This is a genomic window from Streptomyces sp. NPDC048331 (assembly GCF_043201215.1).
Lineage (GTDB): Bacteria > Actinomycetota > Actinomycetes > Streptomycetales > Streptomycetaceae > Streptomyces.
The window spans coordinates 233,631-251,229 of sequence record NZ_JBICYT010000009.1; the positions used below are offsets into that span (position 1 = coordinate 233,631).

12 protein-coding genes and 1 pseudogene are annotated in these 17,599 nt (G+C 70.2%); 7 read left to right on the top strand and 6 right to left on the bottom strand.

The annotated features are described in order from the left end of the window. The first annotated feature begins 16 nt into the window (after window positions 1-16). Window positions 17-472: a hypothetical protein gene (locus ACGFYY_RS16385; protein ID WP_393709930.1), complete on the top strand. Its 456-nt coding sequence runs from the start codon at window positions 17-19 to the stop codon at window positions 470-472. Between the two features lie 410 nt (window positions 473-882). On the opposite strand, the pseudogene ACGFYY_RS16390 reads toward ACGFYY_RS16385, so the two are convergent. Then, a pseudogene (locus ACGFYY_RS16390) lies at window positions 883-987 on the bottom strand (glycosyltransferase family 2 protein); the annotation flags it as partial. Between the two features lie 623 nt (window positions 988-1,610). On the opposite strand from ACGFYY_RS16390, the gene ACGFYY_RS16395 reads away from it, so the two are divergent. Continuing rightward, window positions 1,611-1,739, top strand: coding sequence for a hypothetical protein (locus tag ACGFYY_RS16395; RefSeq protein ID WP_393709932.1), 129 nt, complete (start codon window positions 1,611-1,613; stop codon window positions 1,737-1,739). Between the two features lie 97 nt (window positions 1,740-1,836). Further along, window positions 1,837-2,055 carry a hypothetical protein gene (locus ACGFYY_RS16400; protein ID WP_393709934.1) on the top strand — a complete coding sequence of 73 codons (219 nt, stop codon included), beginning with the start codon at window positions 1,837-1,839 and terminating at the stop codon, window positions 2,053-2,055. Window positions 2,056-2,263: 208 nt separating this feature from the next. On the opposite strand, the gene ACGFYY_RS16405 is transcribed toward ACGFYY_RS16400, so the two are convergent. Next, the gene (locus ACGFYY_RS16405; RefSeq protein ID WP_393709936.1) at window positions 2,264-2,977 is read right to left on the bottom strand and encodes a TetR/AcrR family transcriptional regulator; all 714 of its coding nucleotides are present in this window, start codon (window positions 2,975-2,977) and stop codon (window positions 2,264-2,266) included. Between the two features lie 82 nt (window positions 2,978-3,059). Between ACGFYY_RS16405 and ACGFYY_RS16410 the strand changes: the two genes are divergently transcribed. Both ACGFYY_RS16410 and ACGFYY_RS16415 read left to right on the top strand, forming a co-directional pair. Next, window positions 3,060-3,995, top strand: coding sequence for an MBL fold metallo-hydrolase (locus tag ACGFYY_RS16410; protein ID WP_393709938.1), 936 nt, complete (start codon window positions 3,060-3,062; stop codon window positions 3,993-3,995). A gap of 206 nt (window positions 3,996-4,201) precedes the next feature. Beyond that, window positions 4,202-6,736 carry an NPP1 family protein gene (locus ACGFYY_RS16415; protein WP_393709940.1) on the top strand — a complete coding sequence of 845 codons (2,535 nt, stop codon included), beginning with the start codon at window positions 4,202-4,204 and terminating at the stop codon, window positions 6,734-6,736. Window positions 6,737-7,111: 375 nt separating this feature from the next. Here the strand turns inward: ACGFYY_RS16415 and ACGFYY_RS16420 are convergent, their stop codons facing one another. The 3 genes from ACGFYY_RS16420 to ACGFYY_RS16430 form a co-directional block, all read right to left on the bottom strand. Beyond that, window positions 7,112-7,945: a S1 RNA-binding domain-containing protein gene (locus ACGFYY_RS16420; protein WP_393709942.1), complete on the bottom strand. Its 834-nt coding sequence runs from the start codon at window positions 7,943-7,945 to the stop codon at window positions 7,112-7,114. A 13-nt stretch (window positions 7,946-7,958) separates the two neighbouring features. Beyond that, the gene (locus tag ACGFYY_RS16425) at window positions 7,959-8,423 is read right to left on the bottom strand and encodes a hypothetical protein (RefSeq protein ID WP_393709944.1); all 465 of its coding nucleotides are present in this window, start codon (window positions 8,421-8,423) and stop codon (window positions 7,959-7,961) included. Window positions 8,424-8,736: 313 nt separating this feature from the next. Further along, window positions 8,737-9,849, bottom strand: a complete 1,113-nt coding sequence (locus ACGFYY_RS16430; protein WP_393709946.1) for a PucR family transcriptional regulator — start codon at window positions 9,847-9,849, stop codon at window positions 8,737-8,739. A gap of 1,993 nt (window positions 9,850-11,842) precedes the next feature. On the opposite strand from ACGFYY_RS16430, the gene ACGFYY_RS16435 reads away from it, so the two are divergent. After that, window positions 11,843-12,388 (top strand): hypothetical protein, encoded by a 546-nt coding sequence (locus ACGFYY_RS16435; protein ID WP_393709948.1) that lies wholly within the window; start codon window positions 11,843-11,845, stop codon window positions 12,386-12,388. A gap of 495 nt (window positions 12,389-12,883) precedes the next feature. Here the strand turns inward: ACGFYY_RS16435 and ACGFYY_RS16440 are convergent, their stop codons facing one another. Next, a complete protein-coding gene (locus ACGFYY_RS16440; RefSeq protein ID WP_393709950.1) occupies window positions 12,884-13,081 on the bottom strand; it encodes a hypothetical protein in 198 nt (65 codons plus the stop codon). A gap of 874 nt (window positions 13,082-13,955) precedes the next feature. Between ACGFYY_RS16440 and ACGFYY_RS16445 the strand changes: the two genes are divergently transcribed. Continuing rightward, window positions 13,956-16,841: a hypothetical protein gene (locus ACGFYY_RS16445; protein WP_393709952.1), complete on the top strand. Its 2,886-nt coding sequence runs from the start codon at window positions 13,956-13,958 to the stop codon at window positions 16,839-16,841. Window positions 16,842-17,599 lie beyond the last annotated feature (758 nt).

Sequence of the window (17,599 nt, forward strand, 5' to 3'; positions counted from 1 at the left end):
AGACTGTGGAGACCACATGCGCGGCCGTCGACTATTCCTCCTGGCATTCGTTCTGCTTCTCTCGGCGTGCGGCAGTTCAGGAGAGAGCAAAGGCACGGCGGAGGCGGGCGACATCGAAGGGGACTGGTCAACGGCAGCCGGCGTTCACCTGTCTTTCGCGGCGGACCACACCTTCACCTCGCAGGGGCTGAAGTTCGACCCTTCGCTCGCGAAGGGCTGCCCCACCGGAACGGGGCGTGGGAGCTGGGGCTTCTATGTGGACAAGGGGGCCCCGGGCGGGTTCGTGGCGATGTCAAAGGAAGCAACGGCCGGCGATACGATCGGAGTGGATTTCACCGAAATCCCCCAGGGTGACTGCAGCATCATGCTGAGCGTGCTCAAGAGCGGCGAACTCTGCGTTTCGATAGACTTCGATGAAGTCTGCACCTTCAGCGACCGGTTCACCCGGACCAAGGAAACAACGACTCCGTAAGTCGAGTTGGCATTTCGTGACGGCCCGTCGGTTCATCCGGCGGGCCGTTTCGGCCGTTCAGAGTTCGACGAGCGTGACCTCGGCGGCCCTGAGGCTGGTCCAGATGTCGAAGCCGTCCGCGTGGGCGAGGTCCGCCTAAGGGCTGTCCCGTAATCCCCGGCGGGCGCACGATGACAGATACGGCACCTCGCTGTGTTGTCGGAACGCCCGAATACGCCCAGTATGGGGACGCTCCTCCGCCCTGCGATGCACCGCATCTGACGCCGCGCGCTGATCCACCGGGGATTACGGGACAGCCCTTAGCCAGCAGGCTCTCGTCGTCGGGATGGGCGAATACCCCCATCAGCGAGGGCATGGACGGTTGGTTCATGGCGAAGAGGACTCATTGAAGTGGTGGGCGGGGCAAAGAGTCAGATGATCGGCGGCCGCACGGCGGCGGTGAGCCGGTAGACGGTGCGCCACCTCATCGGGCGCCGCCGCTGCGTACGCCGGGTCGTCCACCCTTCCCGCATGCCTTCGGATGGTCAGACGAGCCAGCTTCGGGAGGACCTCACCGCGATTGCCCCACACACGACGAAGCGAAGCTGGCCAAGGCCGTCCTGGGGTCGTACACCGCCAACTATGAGATACTCCGCGAAGGTCGAAACGGTGTTCAGGCGCGCATCACCATCACCAATGGAATGACGGTCTCGTCCTTCGCTCACGCCGGGACGGGCTACGGGACTCCTTCGGACAGGTTCCTGCAGAATCATGTAGACCATCGCGGTGTCAAGGGCTATGGGAAGGGCCAGGCCATGACAGTCGTCTTTAGGGTGGTCATTCCGCGACACTACAACTATGGGATATCGAAACAGTGAGAATCCGCAGTTCGATTCGAGTGGCCGCGCTCTTCCTGGCCCTCTCCGTTCCCGTCCTATCCTCATGTTCGGCCCTCGAGGCCGGTGGGATGGGATATCCGAAGGGGGTCTCGGCAGATCGAGACTCACTGGTCCGCTCCTGGAGCAAGGATGGAGCCGAAGTCACTCTCAAGGCGGACGGTTCATTCGAATCCAAGGGTGTTGACTTCGGCGTGTTCGACTGCAGCGCGGGGGTTCCGGACCCGGGGGCCGGTAGCTGGAGGTCATTCGACACGCAGGGGGTGACGAGGATCCAGCTGAAGTTCGGCCCCGGATGCTTCGGATCGCTCTGGACCGGCACGATCGACGGGACCACCGTTCTGTGGCGGGAGACGAGCGAGGAGAAGCACGAATTCACCTCTCTGAAGTAGGTGTGCTCGGGCCGCACTGAGTGTCCACGCACGACCGCCGTGCGGCCCTTCCGGCCCAAGGCGACAGCCCGGAAACTTCCCCAGGTTCTGGGAGTCGTTGCAAGTCCGTGAGGACTGGCAGCCGCAGGGACGGAAGAAGCTCACCGCCGAGCGGGAGGCATACTTCCGGCTCATGCAGCAGGGCGTAAGCAACACGGAAGCGTGCCGGATCGTCGGGATCATCCGGCGGACCGGGAAACGCCGGCGCTACGGACGCGGCGCGTCCGGCAGCGACAAGGCGGCTCCACCGATCACCGCGGTGGAGCCGCCTTCCTGACGTACCAGCACCTGGCCGGACGTCCGTCCTCAGTGGTGGCGAGTACGCCGACGGGGGAGCACGCCTTGCCGAACTGGACGGGGCTCGTCCCGGGTTGGTGGCTCGCTCGGTGTGAGGGTGGCAGGCCGTTTCCTGCGGATCATCCGATGGTCCCCACCTGTGTGCGCCCCGGATCCGCCCGGGCCGTCAGAGCCCTTCCGCGGGTGCTTCAGGGTGAAGGTGAGGACGAGGGCGGGAGCGAGAGCATGTGCGGTGCGAGGCTGGGGGCCTGGCTCTGGGTGAGGCGTCGCGTGTGCGTGGTGGTGGGCGTGGGCCGGTCCGGCTCGGGGGCGGTTTCCCGAGCCAGGCCGTTGAAGGTGGCGAAGATCAGACGGTCGGTCTGCCACTCGACGCCTTTCCTGTCGTCGATGTGCACGAGCCCGTCGATGAGCAGGACGGCCAGGCCGTGGATGGCGGCCCAGACGACGAATTCGGCGCCCGGGCGGGCTCCCGGAGGCAGGTGACCCGACTCGGTCAAGCGGTCGAGTTCACTCGTGAGCACGTCGTGGGGGTGGGGTGAGACGGCGGACTGCGCCGTTGTGGCGCCGCCGCGGAAGACGAGCCGCGCGACGGCCGGGTCCTCGACCGCCCAAGTGACATAGGCGCGCCCGCATGCGGCGAGACGTTCGGGACCCTGCTCCCGCGCCGCCTCCACGGCGTCGCGCAGGCGATTCCCCAGCCGGGCCAGCACGATCTCGGACAGGGCGGAGACGAGTGCGTCACGCGACCCGAAGTGGTGGTAGGCGGCGCTGGGACTGACACCGACCCGCGCCGATGCCTCACGCAGCGACCAGCCGTCGGCCCCCCGCTCCCGTACGAGGGCCTCTGCCGCGCCGAGCAACGCGCCGCGCAGGTCCCCGTGGTGATATCGCTCCTTCGCCATGACTTCATCTTAACTCTGTTCAGATCGGGCTGTTACAGTCGCACACCACGATCTCGACATCGCTCAGATTCGGAGTTGTGCCATGTGCGCCACCGACCCCGCGCCCCTCACTTCCGACGGCGCGCCGGATGTCTTACGCAGCCCCCCGCCCGTCGTGACGGGACCTCCCGTCGAAGTGTCCGAGGGCGTCTTCGTCATCCCGGACCAGCGCGTCGAGTTGGTCCCCAACGTCGGCATCGTCCTCGGGGAGAAGGCCGCGCTGGTCATCGACACCGGCCTCGGCCCCCGCAACGGTGCACTGGTGCTGGAGCAGGCCCGGCGCCTGGCCGGCGGCCGCCACCTGTACCTGACCCTCACCCACTTCCATCCTGAGCACGGCTTCGGCGCGCAGGCGTTCAAGGGCGCCGCCGCCACGATCGTCTACAACCGCGGTCAGCGCGCCGAACTGCGGCGCAAGGGGGCCGGCTACCTCGACATGTTCAAGGCCCTGAGCCCCGCGGTCGCCGCCGAACTCGCGGGAGTCGAACTGGTCGACCCCGATCTGATCTACGAGGGCGAGGCCGAGATCGACCTCGGCGGCCGTACCGTGCTGCTGCGCGAGGTCGGTCCGGCGCACACCCGGTCCGACCAGATCGTCCTCGTCGACGGCCGAGTGCTCTTCGCCGGCGATCTGCTGGAGACCCGTATCTTCCCGATCGCCCCGTACTTCCCACCCCACGACACCGATGTGGACGGCGAAGGCTGGATCGGCGCGCTCGACCTGCTCGCCGCACTCGCCCCGCGGACCGTCGTTCCCGGCCACGGCGAGGTCACCGACGCCTCGCTCATCCACGACGTCCGCGACTACCTCGTCCACGTCCGCGACGAGGCCCTGCGGCTGCGCGGGCGCGGCGCCACCGCCGACGAGACGGCCGCCACCGTCGACGCGAATGCCCGTTCCCGCTGGCCGTCCTGGGAACGCCCCGAATGGATCGGCCTCACCGCCCGCGCCTTCTACGACACCGGCGCACCGGTCTGAGGCTTCGGAGCGGGCGCGCGGGAATCGCACGGTGAGACCCCGCAGCGACCGCTCACGATCCCCCTGGTCCCGCAACCCCGCCGATGATGCGCGGCGCGCTCGGCCGTGCCGCGCGGTCAGGAACCCCATCCGCCTCTACGAGAGGACGTCACTCGATGTCCGGCCTTTCCCATGTTCTGAGAACCCCCTGGTTACGGTCCCTTTCCTTGGGTCGCAACCGTCGTCCCAGCGGTCTGATCGCCGCCGGTCTCACGATCGTCCTGGTCGTGTGCGGCCTGCTGGCCGTGCCCTCGCCGGCGAGCGCGGCCGAACCCGACCCGCCGCGGGCACTGCCGCAGAACGCCACCGTCAACGACGCGAAATGGCAGCCTGCCCTGGATTACGACACGGACGGTTGCTACAACGTTCCGGCGATCGGGCCTGACGGGACCATCGCCCGGGGCCTCGACAACAACGGCACGACCGCTCCGGCGCATTGCCGTGACCAGTCCGACCTGGACAACAGCAACGCCTACGCGCGTCAGCGGTGCAATTCCGGCTGGTGCGTCTACCTCTACGACTACTACTTCGAGAAGGACGTCGCGACCGAGCTCTGGCACGATGCCGGCGGCCACGTCCACGACTGGGAGCACATCGCCGTCTGGGTCCAGAACGACCAGGCGAAATGGGTCTCCGCGTCCCAGCACGGCAGCTACGAGATCAAAGCGGCCGGCGACGTCCTGTGGGACGGTACCCACCCCAAGCTCGTCTATCACAAGGACGGCGCCTCCACGCACAACTTCCGCTTCGCGTCATCGGGCGACGAGCCGCCGGAGAACCACTACCAGCGGTGGATACGCTCGCCCCTGGTGTCGTACAACGGTTTCCCGCGCGGGCTGCGCGACAAGCTCTTCGCCCATGATTTCGACCACGCCACGATCGCCATCAAGGACTCGAGCTACCCGGGCGATCTCAAAGGCGCCATGCCCTTCTACGTGACGACCGAATGCAAGTCCAACTCGCAAGGCGGCACGACCTGTAGCGAGATCAAGAACCCGATGTTCCCGTTCGACCACAGCCGCGACGAGAACTCACCGGGCGACCCCAACCCGCCCGTCGAGCCACCGGAACCGCCGCGGCCCACCGATCCGCTCAAGGTGATGGTGGTGGGCGATTCGATGACACAGGGCCATGAGGGCGACTGGACCTGGCGATATCGGCTGTGGCAGTGGTTCAGGGACCAGGACGTATCGGTGGACTTCGTGGGGCCGTACACGGGAACCATGCCGCCCGACGCCGCGTCGGCACCGCAGCCTCCCCCGCTCCAGGGCGAGCAGCAACCGGTCACGGGACCGCCACGGACCTCCGGCGGCTACGCCAAGGGCGCGGAGGAGTTCGACAGCGACCATTTCGCCGTGTGGGGAAGGCAGGCGGCCCAGGACAAGTCCCTGATCCGTGAGCAGGTCAAGAAGTTCAAGCCGGACCTGCTGCTGGTCGGGCTCGGGTTCAACGACATGGGCTGGTTCGTCAGCGATGCGAACGGCACGCTGGCGAGCATGAAGGCGCTGGTCGACGAGGCCCGCGCCGCCGATCCCGACCTGAAGTTCGCGCTGGCCAACGTCCCGCAGCGCACCAGGATCGGCGGACGGGACGACCTGATCGCCAACACCGACACCTACAACCTGCTGCTGAGCGACGCGATCTCGCAGTGGAAAACCGACCGGTCCCCGGTCGAGCTGGTCGACTGGCGCGGGGAGTACTCCTGCGAGCCGGACGGATGCCCCGCCGGTTACGACGGCCTGCACCCGAACGCGCTGGGCGAACACCAGATCGCCCGCGCCTTCGAGAAGACCCTGCACGACCGCTACCACCTGGGCACCTTCGTACCGGCCGTCCCGGCGGACATACCCGCCCGGGCGACACCCGTGCCGGGCAACGTCGTCGCCTCTTCCCAGGACAGCGGCATCAAGGTGACCTGGGACGCGGTCTACGGGGCCATCGGATACCAAGTCCGCTACCGGCTGGTCGGCGTGACCGTCTGGACCGAGTTCCCCGTCTCGGTGAACCGCTTCGACACCACCTGGACCGAGGACGGAATGGAGTGGGAGTACCAGGTCCGCACCGACAACGGCGGCAGCGTGAAATCGGACTGGTCGCCGACCGTCAGGGCCACCGCCCATCCCAAAACCGCTCCACCACCCGTGGGCATCGTCACCACGGCCACCGCGACCGGCGTCGACGTCGTGTGGGGCGCACCCACCGGCCCGTACACCGACACCATCGACCGCTACCAGGTGATCACCTTCGACAAGGACACCCCGGGCGCCTTCATCGACAGCACCTCGGTCACCGGCAAGTCCGCCCACATCGACGGCCTCACACCCGGCCACCACTACGCCGTGTCCGTCGTGACGTGGAATGCCGCGGGCGGCGGCCTGCCGGGCGTCGGGCGCGCCGTCACCATCGGAACGGGTGGCCCGCCTGCGCCCGGCGGCCTCCAGGTGACCTCAACGGACGCCACCACGGTGCAACTCACCTGGTCGGGCTCCCCGCAGGCGGCCGGATACCGCGTCTGGGTCCGCGACATCAACAACGGAAGCCAGCCCTCCGCCGACGAGTTCATCGTCGACACCACGCACCGTGACATCTCGTACCTGTTCCCCGGCACCTGGAACTACGAGTTCTGCGTCACCGCCGTCAACGGGACCCTGGAGTCCGCGAAGTCCAACTGCGTCGTCGCACCCCACCCCGCGAGCGGCTAGCCCTTCTCTTCCGGGTCTTGTCTGCCGGGCGAACGCCACGTCGGGGCCGAGCGCCACGCCTGCGCCGCCCACGCCACCTCGCCCGGCTCCGGTGAACTCGCCGGCGGCCGAGACGGCGGCGTTCTGGACCCCGGCGCGCATGCGATCGGCGAGGCCGGACCCCGGGGTGGAGCGGGTGTTGCCGGCGGAGGTGGCGCGGATCGCCGGGGTGGGCCGGGCCGCGGTGGTGAACTGGCGCCGCCGACGCCCCGACTTCCCCGTCCCGGTCGCCGGTACCGGCGTGCACCCGCAGTTCGACCGCCGCCAGGTCGTGGCCCGGCTCCTCACCCACGACCACCAACCCGGCGAACCCATGCGGCCAGAGCACTGGAGAGGTCAGTCGAGAGCCGTGGAAGCCTGCCGTCGTGAGAGGGACAACCTGCGTCGCTCTCGGTCGATCTCTGTGGCGACGACCGTAATTTCGTCGCCGACTTGAACGACTTGCTCTGGAGCCTCGACAGGCGGCGTCCAGGTGAGTTCTTGCAGATGGACCAGTCCCTCGATGTCGTTGGTGACCTGTACGAACGCTCCGAACGGAACCAGCTTGGTGACTCGTCCCTGCAGCGCCTGCCCCACCGTGGTGGTCTCGGCGAAGGTCTGGAACGGGTCGGGCTGTGTCGCTCGCAGGGACAGCCTGGCCTCTCCGTTCGTCGTGTCGAACTGGAGAAACTCGCACCTGACGCGCCGGCCCACTTGGACGACGTCCGAAGCTGTCTCGAAGTGTCGCCAGGACAGCTCAGGGATCGTGATGAACCCGACGCCGGGGAAGACCGGATGGTCAGGGCCGTCGTCCAGCACCACGAACACTCCGAACCGTTCGATCGACCCGATCTGGCCCGACAGTATTTCTCCGACGCGGAGGGTTTTCAGGAATGCCCAGAGTTCTGGGTTCTCCGTGGCGGCCATGGACATCCAAGCTCGACCTTGCTCCAGGTCGATGGCGGTCACCTCGGCGGTGATCCGGTCGCCGACCTCCACCGCCGCTGCCGAGAACCGCACCCAGGACAGATCCAGCGCCCCCACGAACCCCAGCGGACGTGCGGCGAAACCGTCCAGGATCACCGACACACCTCGTGGAGTCACTTCTGCCACGATCCCGCTGCAGACATCACCGACCTGCAACGCGGCCAGAAACTTCCGGGAAAACTCATCGTCCGACACCCCGCCCATGCCGCCCAGCCTCTCACGGGAAACCGTCCGTCAGGTCATGGGAGGGATTCGTGCTCGGCGGCCGAGAAGGCGACGGCGGTCGTGTGGCGGAGGCTGGTCTTGGCACCGAGCGAGAACACGTGCGCGAGGTGGAGTGGATCCGCTCCGCTGGCGAGGCCTCCTCCAGGACGCGGTCCTGCCGTAGTCGGTCGACGCCCACGGGTAGGTCCTTGACCAGCCTGTCCATCCAGAACGTGCCCACTGGGGCTGTCGTCGTGGCTGTGTTCCGGCTGACCAGCAGATGTGCATCGGTGCTGTTCGGCCGGCGATGGTGGCGAGAGGCGAGATACTCGCCGATCGCCTCGGCGGTGTAGTCGTCCAGCGGACGGTTCAGGCCCCCGGGATCGAGCCGGCGGCCGGGTAGGTCCACCTGCTCCAGCAGCATCGCGCGGATCCGGCGGGCGGGCAGTGCGTGTACGCCGGACAAGGCCACGACCACGCGAAGGGCCGGATCCTGCGATGCGGCGCGAGCCACCCGGAGTCCGGGCAGGAGCCGGCCGGGGCCGCCAGGCCCCGGCACACCCGCGGTGTGTCGGGGCCGCGCCATGTCTACGTAGCCCGGCATCGGTGTCGTCAGGCATGTGCTCCGCACTACTCACCCGGCGAGGCGGGTCCCCTCTTGCCGGTACCTGCCGCACTTGGATTGCGTAGGTCTCCAGCCCTTCCGCGTCGCCCGGAAGAATCGCCTGGGTCGGTGCATCGGGAACCGGTACACCCCATCGTGTGCCGGATCGGGGGTTTGCCGTCCGGGCTCATAGACCGTTGACCCGGGCCGTTCGCGCGGCGTCCTGGGGCTGCTGGATCTCACCTGTCACCGCGCGGGTCCTGCGGGGTCCCCGGGATTGCTGTTGCTGGACCTGCGCCATGAGGCGCCTGGTGCGCAGGGCCATCTCCAGTTCGAAACGGGTGCGGGGCTCGCGCAGATCGGGACCGAAGAGCTTCTCCAGTTGCCGCATGCGGTATCGGACGGTCTGGGGATGCACGCTGAGGGCTTTGGCGGCCTCGGGTGCGCCGCCGCCCTCCAGCCAGGCGAGGAGGGTGTCTTCGAGCCGCTCGCTCTGGCGGGGTGTGAGGTCGGCGAGTGGACGCAGTCGGCGTGCGGCCAGTGCGTGGGCCAGGTGTTCGTCCTGGAGCAGCATCAGGGCGGAAAGGTGGTCGTCGACGAACACGGCACGCGCGTCAGGGGCGGACGGGGTGGGGATGAGGTTGAGCAGACGCACGGCCCAGCGCTGGGAGGAGGCGGTGTCGCGGGGTGGGACGGGGTGCCCGACGGCGGCGGACCGGCCGCGGAGTGCTTTCGCCAGCTCGGTGCGCGCTCCCGGGTCGGGGGTGGGTAGCAGCAGGCAGGGCTGTCCGCAGACCATGCCGGCCAGGGCGCCGTCCATGCGGGCCGCCAGATGCTGGGCCTCGCCTGGTGAGGGCAGGGCGATGGCCCGGACGAAGTCCGGTAGGGGCCAACGGGCTGCTCCGGACAGTTCGGCCAAGGCTTGCTCGGACGGGTGGCTGTCGGACGTGAGAGCGGTGAAGAGCTCTCGGCGAGCTCGTTCGGGACTCGCCTTGGACCTCTGGGAGGGGATCGCGCTGAGGGATGGCAACGGCCCGTCGTGCGCGTCCCGTCCCCGGGGGCTCCCCTCGCCCTGCCCGGCAGTCGGGGGCTCATGGTTGCCCAGGGCGGTGAGGAGGGCTGATTCCACGTGCTGGTTGACTACTTCGTCGTCGATGTCCGCGACGTGAGCGGAGATACCGGGGATGCTGTCCCGTAGTTCCTTCGCGATCCCCGCGGCCAGCGCGGGTAGTTCTCTTCGCAGGAGCTGGGGCCATTCACCGCGTGGGCGGGTCCGGATGTGGTTCAGAAGGTCAGACATAGTTACCTCGCTCCCATGGTGCGTGCCCTGTCCCGGCATGGGGAGTTGAGCGCTTCGTACTCCCTCAGGAGAACGTCCGTTAACTACGGACCCGCGACATTGCCTGACCTTTACCTTCGGGGAGGTGTGGCGGCGGGCAAGGCGTGCGACTGGGCGCCGAGGCTGACCCCACGACGGGAACGACGCTGCGGTGTGACGGGTCGTCGGCCACGGCGAGGAACGCCCGATGCGGCGTCGGTGGTTCAGGTCGGCCGGATCCTGTTGGCGGCGGTCGCGACGGTCGCGACGGCGCTCGGCACGAGCGAGGCCGTCCCCCGCGGGTACGCGAACGAGTGCCTCCGCTCCTGACCTGTCCCGGACCGCCGCTCTGGCCTGACCACGAATTGGTCAGGGCCAGAGCCGCGGGCGTCTCACACTGGACCTGGTAGCGCCGGTCGTCAGGTGAGGAGGGCGGCGCGGGTGATGACCGCGGTGAAGGGGGTGGCGGCGTAGGTGAGGGCCGTGGGGTAGCCGGCGTCGAGCCTCTGCTCCGACTCGGGCGACTTCCGTCCGGGGCCGGCCCGGCCAACACATCGCGAGGCTGCGGCGATCCGGCCATGCCGGCCGAAATTCGAGTAGGGGAATCGTCGTGGGACACGAGGGGGATGGATGGCCGCGAGTGCGCAGGAGGTGGAGCAGCGCCACCGCGTGAAACTGGAGGCCTTCGTCCTCTGGGCCCGCCGGGTCGAGGAGCACTCGACCGGCTGCCGACCGAGAAGGGCTGGTCGCGCTCGGTGCGGGTGCGATGAAGGGGACGGTGACGGGTGTGCGGGCCGTGGTGCGTCAGGAACTTCCGGCGGAGGAACTGGTCGAGTCGGCCGCGGCCCGGGTGCGGCCGCTGCTCCTGAAGGAAGACCCCTGTTCCTACCTGAAGGCTCTGGCGGCAGTGGGCTACTTCTGCCGCGACCTCCCGGGAGAGACGAGCGAGTTCAAGGCGCAACGGGCCGACCGGCGCGCACGTACGAAGCCGGCCGCGGACACTGACCGCCCACGACCTGGCCTGAGCCTGGATCTACGGCGACGGGGCCCACCACGACCCCGAAAGGCGCCGCGAGGCCGAACCGTTCGGCTTGGCGGAACGCTTCCGCGCGGCCGGGTGCCCCTCATCACCTGGACCATGGTCGCCGCGATCGAACTCCTCAATGACATCCGAGCCCTCCACCACGACGGAATCCTGGCGCTACGCCCGGACGTGCTCGACCAGGAGGTCGTCCTGAACTCCACGACCTGGAGCACGCGGCACAGGCACTCAGCGCGTTACCAGGCACCCCGCGCCCGAGCATGCCCTCTCACCCTTCCCGCAGGGCTGGACGAGCCTCCAGGACGCAGCCTCCACACAGGCGAACCGCAGCAACTGACACACGTCGGCCGCCTCGCCCCGCCCGGCACGCCCGGCACGCCTGGAGAGGATCCCCCCCCGTGACTTCTCCCTCGATGCCGGGCCACTGTCGGCGCATGCTCGCGCCGAGCACGTGCACGAAGCCCCGGCACCCCGGCACCCCGGCACCGGCCGAGCCGACGGCCGGCCCGGCAGCCAGGACACCAGCTGCGAGCGCGGTGACCCCTGCGGGATCTCACGGACCTGCTTCTGCCACGGCGGCGCAGCGCCATCTCGGGACTCCCTCGGTTCACGGCCGCGGCGGCGTCGGACGGGCCGCCGGACCACATGCGGAAGGGCGTCGCCCCCCGCCGAAGCCATGGATGAGGGTGACGGGCCTGGTCGGGAGTCACCCGCTGCGCTTCGAGCGCCTTCGCCTGGACGTGCCGGCCCAGGACGTGCGCCGGTTCGGGGCGGGGCCGGCCGCGGGTTGAACCAGGCGGCCGACACTGCCGCCGCGCCATGTCAAGTCACGACATCGAGTGGCATGACTCGGTTCGCCCCTCCGGGCTTACTCGAGGTATGGCCCGTACAGAACCGGTGGCCCACATTCCATCCTTCGACCTGGAGGTTCCCATGTCCCACACCTCCCGCACGCTTCGCTTCGCACTGCTCACCGCCTCGACCTCGCTGGCACTGGGAGGCGCGCTCCTGCCCACAGGCGCATTCGCCGCCCCGGCACCCGCACACGCGATCACGCTGCCGGCCGAGGACGGCAGCCCCGGCGAGAACATCGTAGGTGGCAACAACCGCACCGGCCGTGACGGTCACGACGGCGGCTGGAGCTGGAACCGGCACAGAGACGAGGAGCACCGAGACGAGGACACGCCCCGGGACGACTCCCCGGACACCACCGACCCGGCGGACTCGGATTCGGCCGATACCGACACCACTGACCGCGAAGACCGCCTTTTCACGGAGGAGTACTGCAACGATCCCAAGGCCCTCCCGGGGGTGTGCGTCGACGGCAAGCCGCGGCCGAAGGGCGACAACACTGTGAAGGTGCCACAGGCACCGAAGCTGTGCCTGGGAGTCGACACTCCCGAACAGTGTGCGGCGCGGCAGAACGACGAGCTCGTACCGGCCCCCCGGCCCCGGCCGTCCATCGGGCTCGCGGTGTGACCGACCCGGAATCGGCCGGGCCGAAAGGTCCCTTCGCGAACCCGCCCGGGGTGATCCGCCCGCCCGGACCGCCCCTGTCGCGGGCGCGCAGCGGGCGCGCGGGTCGTGGGTCGGGGTGCCGCGGCTTACTCCTTACCGCGGGACGTCTCGCCGGAGTTGCCGGCGTCCGGATCCGTGAGTCCGGCCGCCAGCTCATCAAGGCGCAGGGTGAGATGGTCCGCTGGGCCCGGATGACGGCCCGTTTCGATCGTCGTCCTGTCCCCAACCCGGCCGCAAGCGGGGATCAGGGCGAGAGCGTGCCGGTGACGTGGAGGCGGCAGTCGCCGCGGAAGGCACCTGGCAGCCGGTGCAGGCGGGGGCGGGAGACGCTTCGCGGCCGGCGATGCCGCCGTGGGGAACACCGCGGCCGCGGGGGCGGGCATGACAGGACCCGGCCGAGGTGACTACCGGCCCGGCCGGTTCCTGTGTGCGTGCGCGTGACGGCTCTGACGGTGGTCAGAGTTCTTCGTCGCGCATCTCGTCCCGCTCGCGCTCGCGGAACATCTCCTCCTCGCGGCGCCGCTTCAGCTCCTCGGGGCTCACGCCCCGCTCGCCTTCCCGGCCCGCGCCGGCGTGAGTCTGGCCCGGGCGCATGCGCTCCTGCTCCTCGCGGCCCTTGCCCGGTTCCTGACGCTTGTCCTGCATACCGCCCATGACGGCGACTCCTCTGAGATGCGTGGAAGGACTCCTCCCGCTCACGCTGCCACCCGAAGTCACATCACGCACGATTTACGTCACCGACCGTGGTGGGGTAGTGACGTCCTGCGTGGGCGAACCGTACGTCCTGCGGGTGATGGCGATCGAATGGACGTTCCATCACGGCAGGTCAGGCTAAGCCTGCTGCGAAGGACCCTCTCCCACAGCTCGATTGCGTCTCCCAGGCGGCCGTGACAGTACCGGTCGGCGGCGGAGAGGGTCACGTAGGTGACGCCTTCGACTGTTGGCGTCCGCGGCGAACCGGATCTCGGCTTCGTCCCGGCGGTAGCTGCGCACGACTGTCGCGCCGCCGCTTGCCCGGACGGCAGAGGGCCGCGACCTGACCGAAGCCCAGCACGGTGAGGCTGCCGCCAAGCCTGCGGACACGTGAACCCGCATCGGCTTCGAGCCGTTCGCCGACGGCGTGCACATCCTGGACTGCCATCTGCAACGGCCCCACGACCTCCTGATGGAGCGGCAGCGCGAGTTCGAGGAGCTGTGCCGGGCCTGGTGCGACCACCACCGTTCGTGAGGATGGTCTGCTTCGGCCGCAGGGGCGGGTGACCCGACCTGTCCCATCCCACCTCCGCCCGCGCGGCTGGAGCCGGTCCGTGTTCCGCAGCCGGCCACCGCCCTGTGTTCGGACACCTGGCACGGCTGACAGCGCGGTGGGGCGGCGCCTGTCCGGATGTCAGTTCGCCGCCGTACGCTGGTGTTTTGGCTCGCGCGACCCCACGACGGTCGCTCTACCCGCGCAGCTGCCCCGGTCCTGCGGCAGACGTCTGCGCACCCGAAGATGATGACTGTTGACCCAAGCACGCGAGACCGGCCGATGAGCACGCTCGTCAACGAGATCCGCCAGGAGTTGGCGCAGGTCGTGACCGTCCCGGCAGGCCGAGCGCGGAGCAGCCGCGCCGAGGCGCTGGTCGACCGCGCCCGGGCGACGGCGGACGCGCCGCTGCTGCTCAACGCGATGGCCACCTTGATGTCCGCCTACGACCGAGGCGACGAGCGCGGCCGGATGTTCGAGGTCTTCGACCAGGCGCTGCGGCTGTGGGACGAGGATCCGTCGCTCTTCGGCGGCCACGCCTCGAACCGGCTGGTCGGTGAGTTCGAGTGGATCAGCGGCCTGGACCACCCGGAGGTTCCGCTCGCCTCGCTCGAGCGGTGGGCCGGGGGAATGGAGCGGCGCCGCGCTCTGGCCGGACTCCCGCGCGACACCGTCCGGGCGCAGGAGTTCCTCCTCGCCACCCATCTCGGGGACCACGTCCGCGCCGAGGAGTTGCTCCGGCAGTGGCCGGCCGTCGACCCGGGACGGCCGGATACCGCCCTCGGCGCCTGGCACGTCCGGCAGGGCCGCGACGCCGAGGCCCTGCGGATCTGGGAGGCCGTACTCGCAGGCGACGACTGCGCCGGGGAGCCGGCGCGGGTGCTCGCCCATTCCCTGCTGCCGCTGGTACGGCTGGGCCGGTCGGACCAGGCTCGCGCCCACCACCTGCGCGGCTATCGGCTGGTGCGGGGCAAGGGACAGGTGCTCGAGGAGATCGGGCACCACATCGAGTTCTGCGCCCTGACCGGCAACGAGACCCGCGGCCTGGACATCCTCGGCCGGCACGCGGTGCACCTGGACGGCGGCAGCAACCCGGCGAAGCGACTGTCCCTGCTGGAATCCGCCGTCCTGCTGCTGCGCCGTCTCGCCGCGCTGGGCCTCGGTGCCGAACCGGTCGCCGGACCGCCGGGCCCGGCCTGGACGGTGGACGCCCTCCTGCTCCACTGCGACCGCGAACGCGGCACCCTGAGCGCGCGGTTCGACCGGCGCAACGGCAACACGGCCGTTTCGGACCGCAGCCGTGCCAGGTCGGAGCAGCAGCCACTGCTGGAACGTCTCCCGCTCGGCATCCGCGGCGGCCTGTCCGCCCTCGCCCGAGTCACCGTTTCGGGCGGGGAGGGGGAGCCGGGTCCGGTCCGGGACTTCGACCGGTTGCTCGCCGAGGCGCGCCGGCTGCGCGACAGCGGCCACCCGGACAGCCGGGCGGCCTGGTCGGTTCTGGACCAGGAGGCGGCCGGGCGGCCGGTCGACGGCTGCCTGCGCGCCGAGCTCGCAGCCCAGCGCGGGCTGCGGCTCGCCGACGAGATCGTGCAGGTCGGAATCTGGCCCTCCGACGAGGACCTGGCGGCTGCCATGGACGCGTTCGAGGAGGCAGCCGAGGCGTTCCGGGCGAGCGGTGCACCGGCCGAGGCCGCCGTCAACCGCGCCCACGCCGCGCTGACGCTGGCCTACGGACACGAACGCGGCGAGGAGGCGCTCGCGCTGGCCGACGAGGCGGAGCGGGCGGTGCGAGCCCTGGCCGAGTCCGGCTCCGCCACACCTCGCCAGGTCACGGCCGTGCTGCTGGCCCGCGGCCGGACCGCGGCCGTGGTCCGCTCCGCCGATGACGTGCACTCCCCGGGCGAGGTGGAGCGGTTCTTCACCCATGCCGCCGCCTACGCCGGGGCCGCGGCCACGACGGACGAGGAGAGTCCTGAGCTCCGGTCGCTCGCGGCTCAGGCCCAGCGCGCCGCCGCCGACTGCGTGTTCCGGAACAGCGGCCGCAGGATCGTGCTCCTGCGGGCCTGCTCGGACAACCACCTGCTGGCCGGGCGCCCGTGGGACGCCGTCGAGCCGTTCCTGGAGCTGGCGCGGGAGCTCGCCGGCCTTCGCGAGCGTCCCGCCGCCGAGGCGGCCGCGGCCGCCGCGTACGAGGCGATGGGACACGGCGCCTGCCCGGTCGATCCGGAGCCGGTAGGCGACGTGTACCTGCTGCTCGCCCGCCTCGCGCTGGAGTCCGCGGCGTACGAGGACACCACGCGGCACGCGCTGCGAGCGGGCCTCCACTACGAGGCCTGCGTGCCGGAGCAGGCCTCGCGGCGGAGCGCCCTCGCGTACCTTGCCCTCGCCGAGGCCTACTGCGGGACGGGCCGGTACGAGGAGGCCGCCGAGGTGGTCCGGGCGCTGCTTCCGGATGTTCGCAACTGGCACGGCGGCGAGCACCTGTTGCGCGCGAGGGAGGTCCTCGGCCGGTCGCTGCGCGGGCTCGGGGAACACCCGACCGCGGCACAGCAGCTGGTGGAGGGAGCCGAAAGACTCGCCCAGGCCTATGTCTGCGGGCCCTACTACGCGGCGGGGCTGCGGGAGACGGCCGAGGCGCCTGAGACCGGACCGGAGGCCGCGTACCAGGAGGCGTGGGAGAACGGTTCGGCGGTGCACCGGGCGGGCCTGCTGCGCTCCAGGGCCGGGCAGTCCGAGGCGGCGGGCGGTGGCCCGGGGCACGCCGCATCGATGCTGGCCACGGCACAGTCGCTCCTGGAGGAGGCCCTCGCCGAGGCCGAGGGCCGGGGCGAGCAGGGGGAGGAACTCCGAGGCGAGCTGGCGAACACCTGGCAGCCGCTCGGCGAGTGCCTCGCGGCCGAGGCCGAGCGGCTGGCCGGTATGGACGTCACCCGCTTCGAGGTCATGGACGGCACCTGCGAGATCGACTGGATGGACGACACGCCGTACGAGCCCCGTAAGACGGCCGCCGTCCGCGAGGCCTGGGAGAAGGTGCTCGCTTTCCACCTGCACGTCGCGGACCGCTCGGCCTCCTTCGGGCCCGGATGGGAGGAGTACCGGGCCGGCGCGCTGTCGGCGGCCGCCGAGGCCGAGCTGAAGCTGCGCGGGCCGCAACCGCCGACGCGGTAGCTCGGGACCGACGCTCTCGTGCGCCTGCCAGACCGCGGCCGGATCCGTGCTCAGCCGTCCTGGTCGTACGCGCGGTGCCCGCCGCTGTGCGCCCTCGGCCGGCCGCTCCGGACTGTCCGCGCAGGCACAGCTGAGCCGCACGTGCGGGGCGGGGGCCTCGGCGGTGAAGTACGTCCGGCCCGGGGTGACGGCCACTGCGGCCCGGAGGGCGTCGGCGGTGCCGCAGCCAGTGTGCACCGCAGCGTAGGGGTGGTCTCGCCTCCGCGCTCGGTGCACCGAGGACGGCTTCCAGGCCTCAGCAGTCGCGGCCGGTGCACGCACTCCTGACCGGACCTCACGTACGGGATGTCGGGGAGGACCACACCACCTCCGCCGCCGAAGCCCTACGGCGACGTCACCAAGTTCCGGATCGCCCGACGTCACGAGACGAGCGCGGGCAAGGACCCCGACGCCTGAGGTCGTCATGGTCATCCGTCAAGACGCGTAGGCCCGCTCGAAGACGAGCCGACCCGCGGCGCGCAGCCGTCTCGCGGTGGCGTACCAGGTGTGGAAACGGTGGCGCCGCTCGTTCAGTGGGTCGGCGAACCGCGTACCGGCGGGAGGTCGAGGACGGCGTGCTACCCCACCCCTGAGTGGCATGCCGTCGGGCGGGGGGCGCCCCCCCCCCCCCCCCCCCCCGGGGGGGGGGGGGGGGGGCGGCCGGGGGCGGGGGGGGGGGTACCAGCCGGCGAAAAAAAAAAAAACACTTGTGGAGCAGA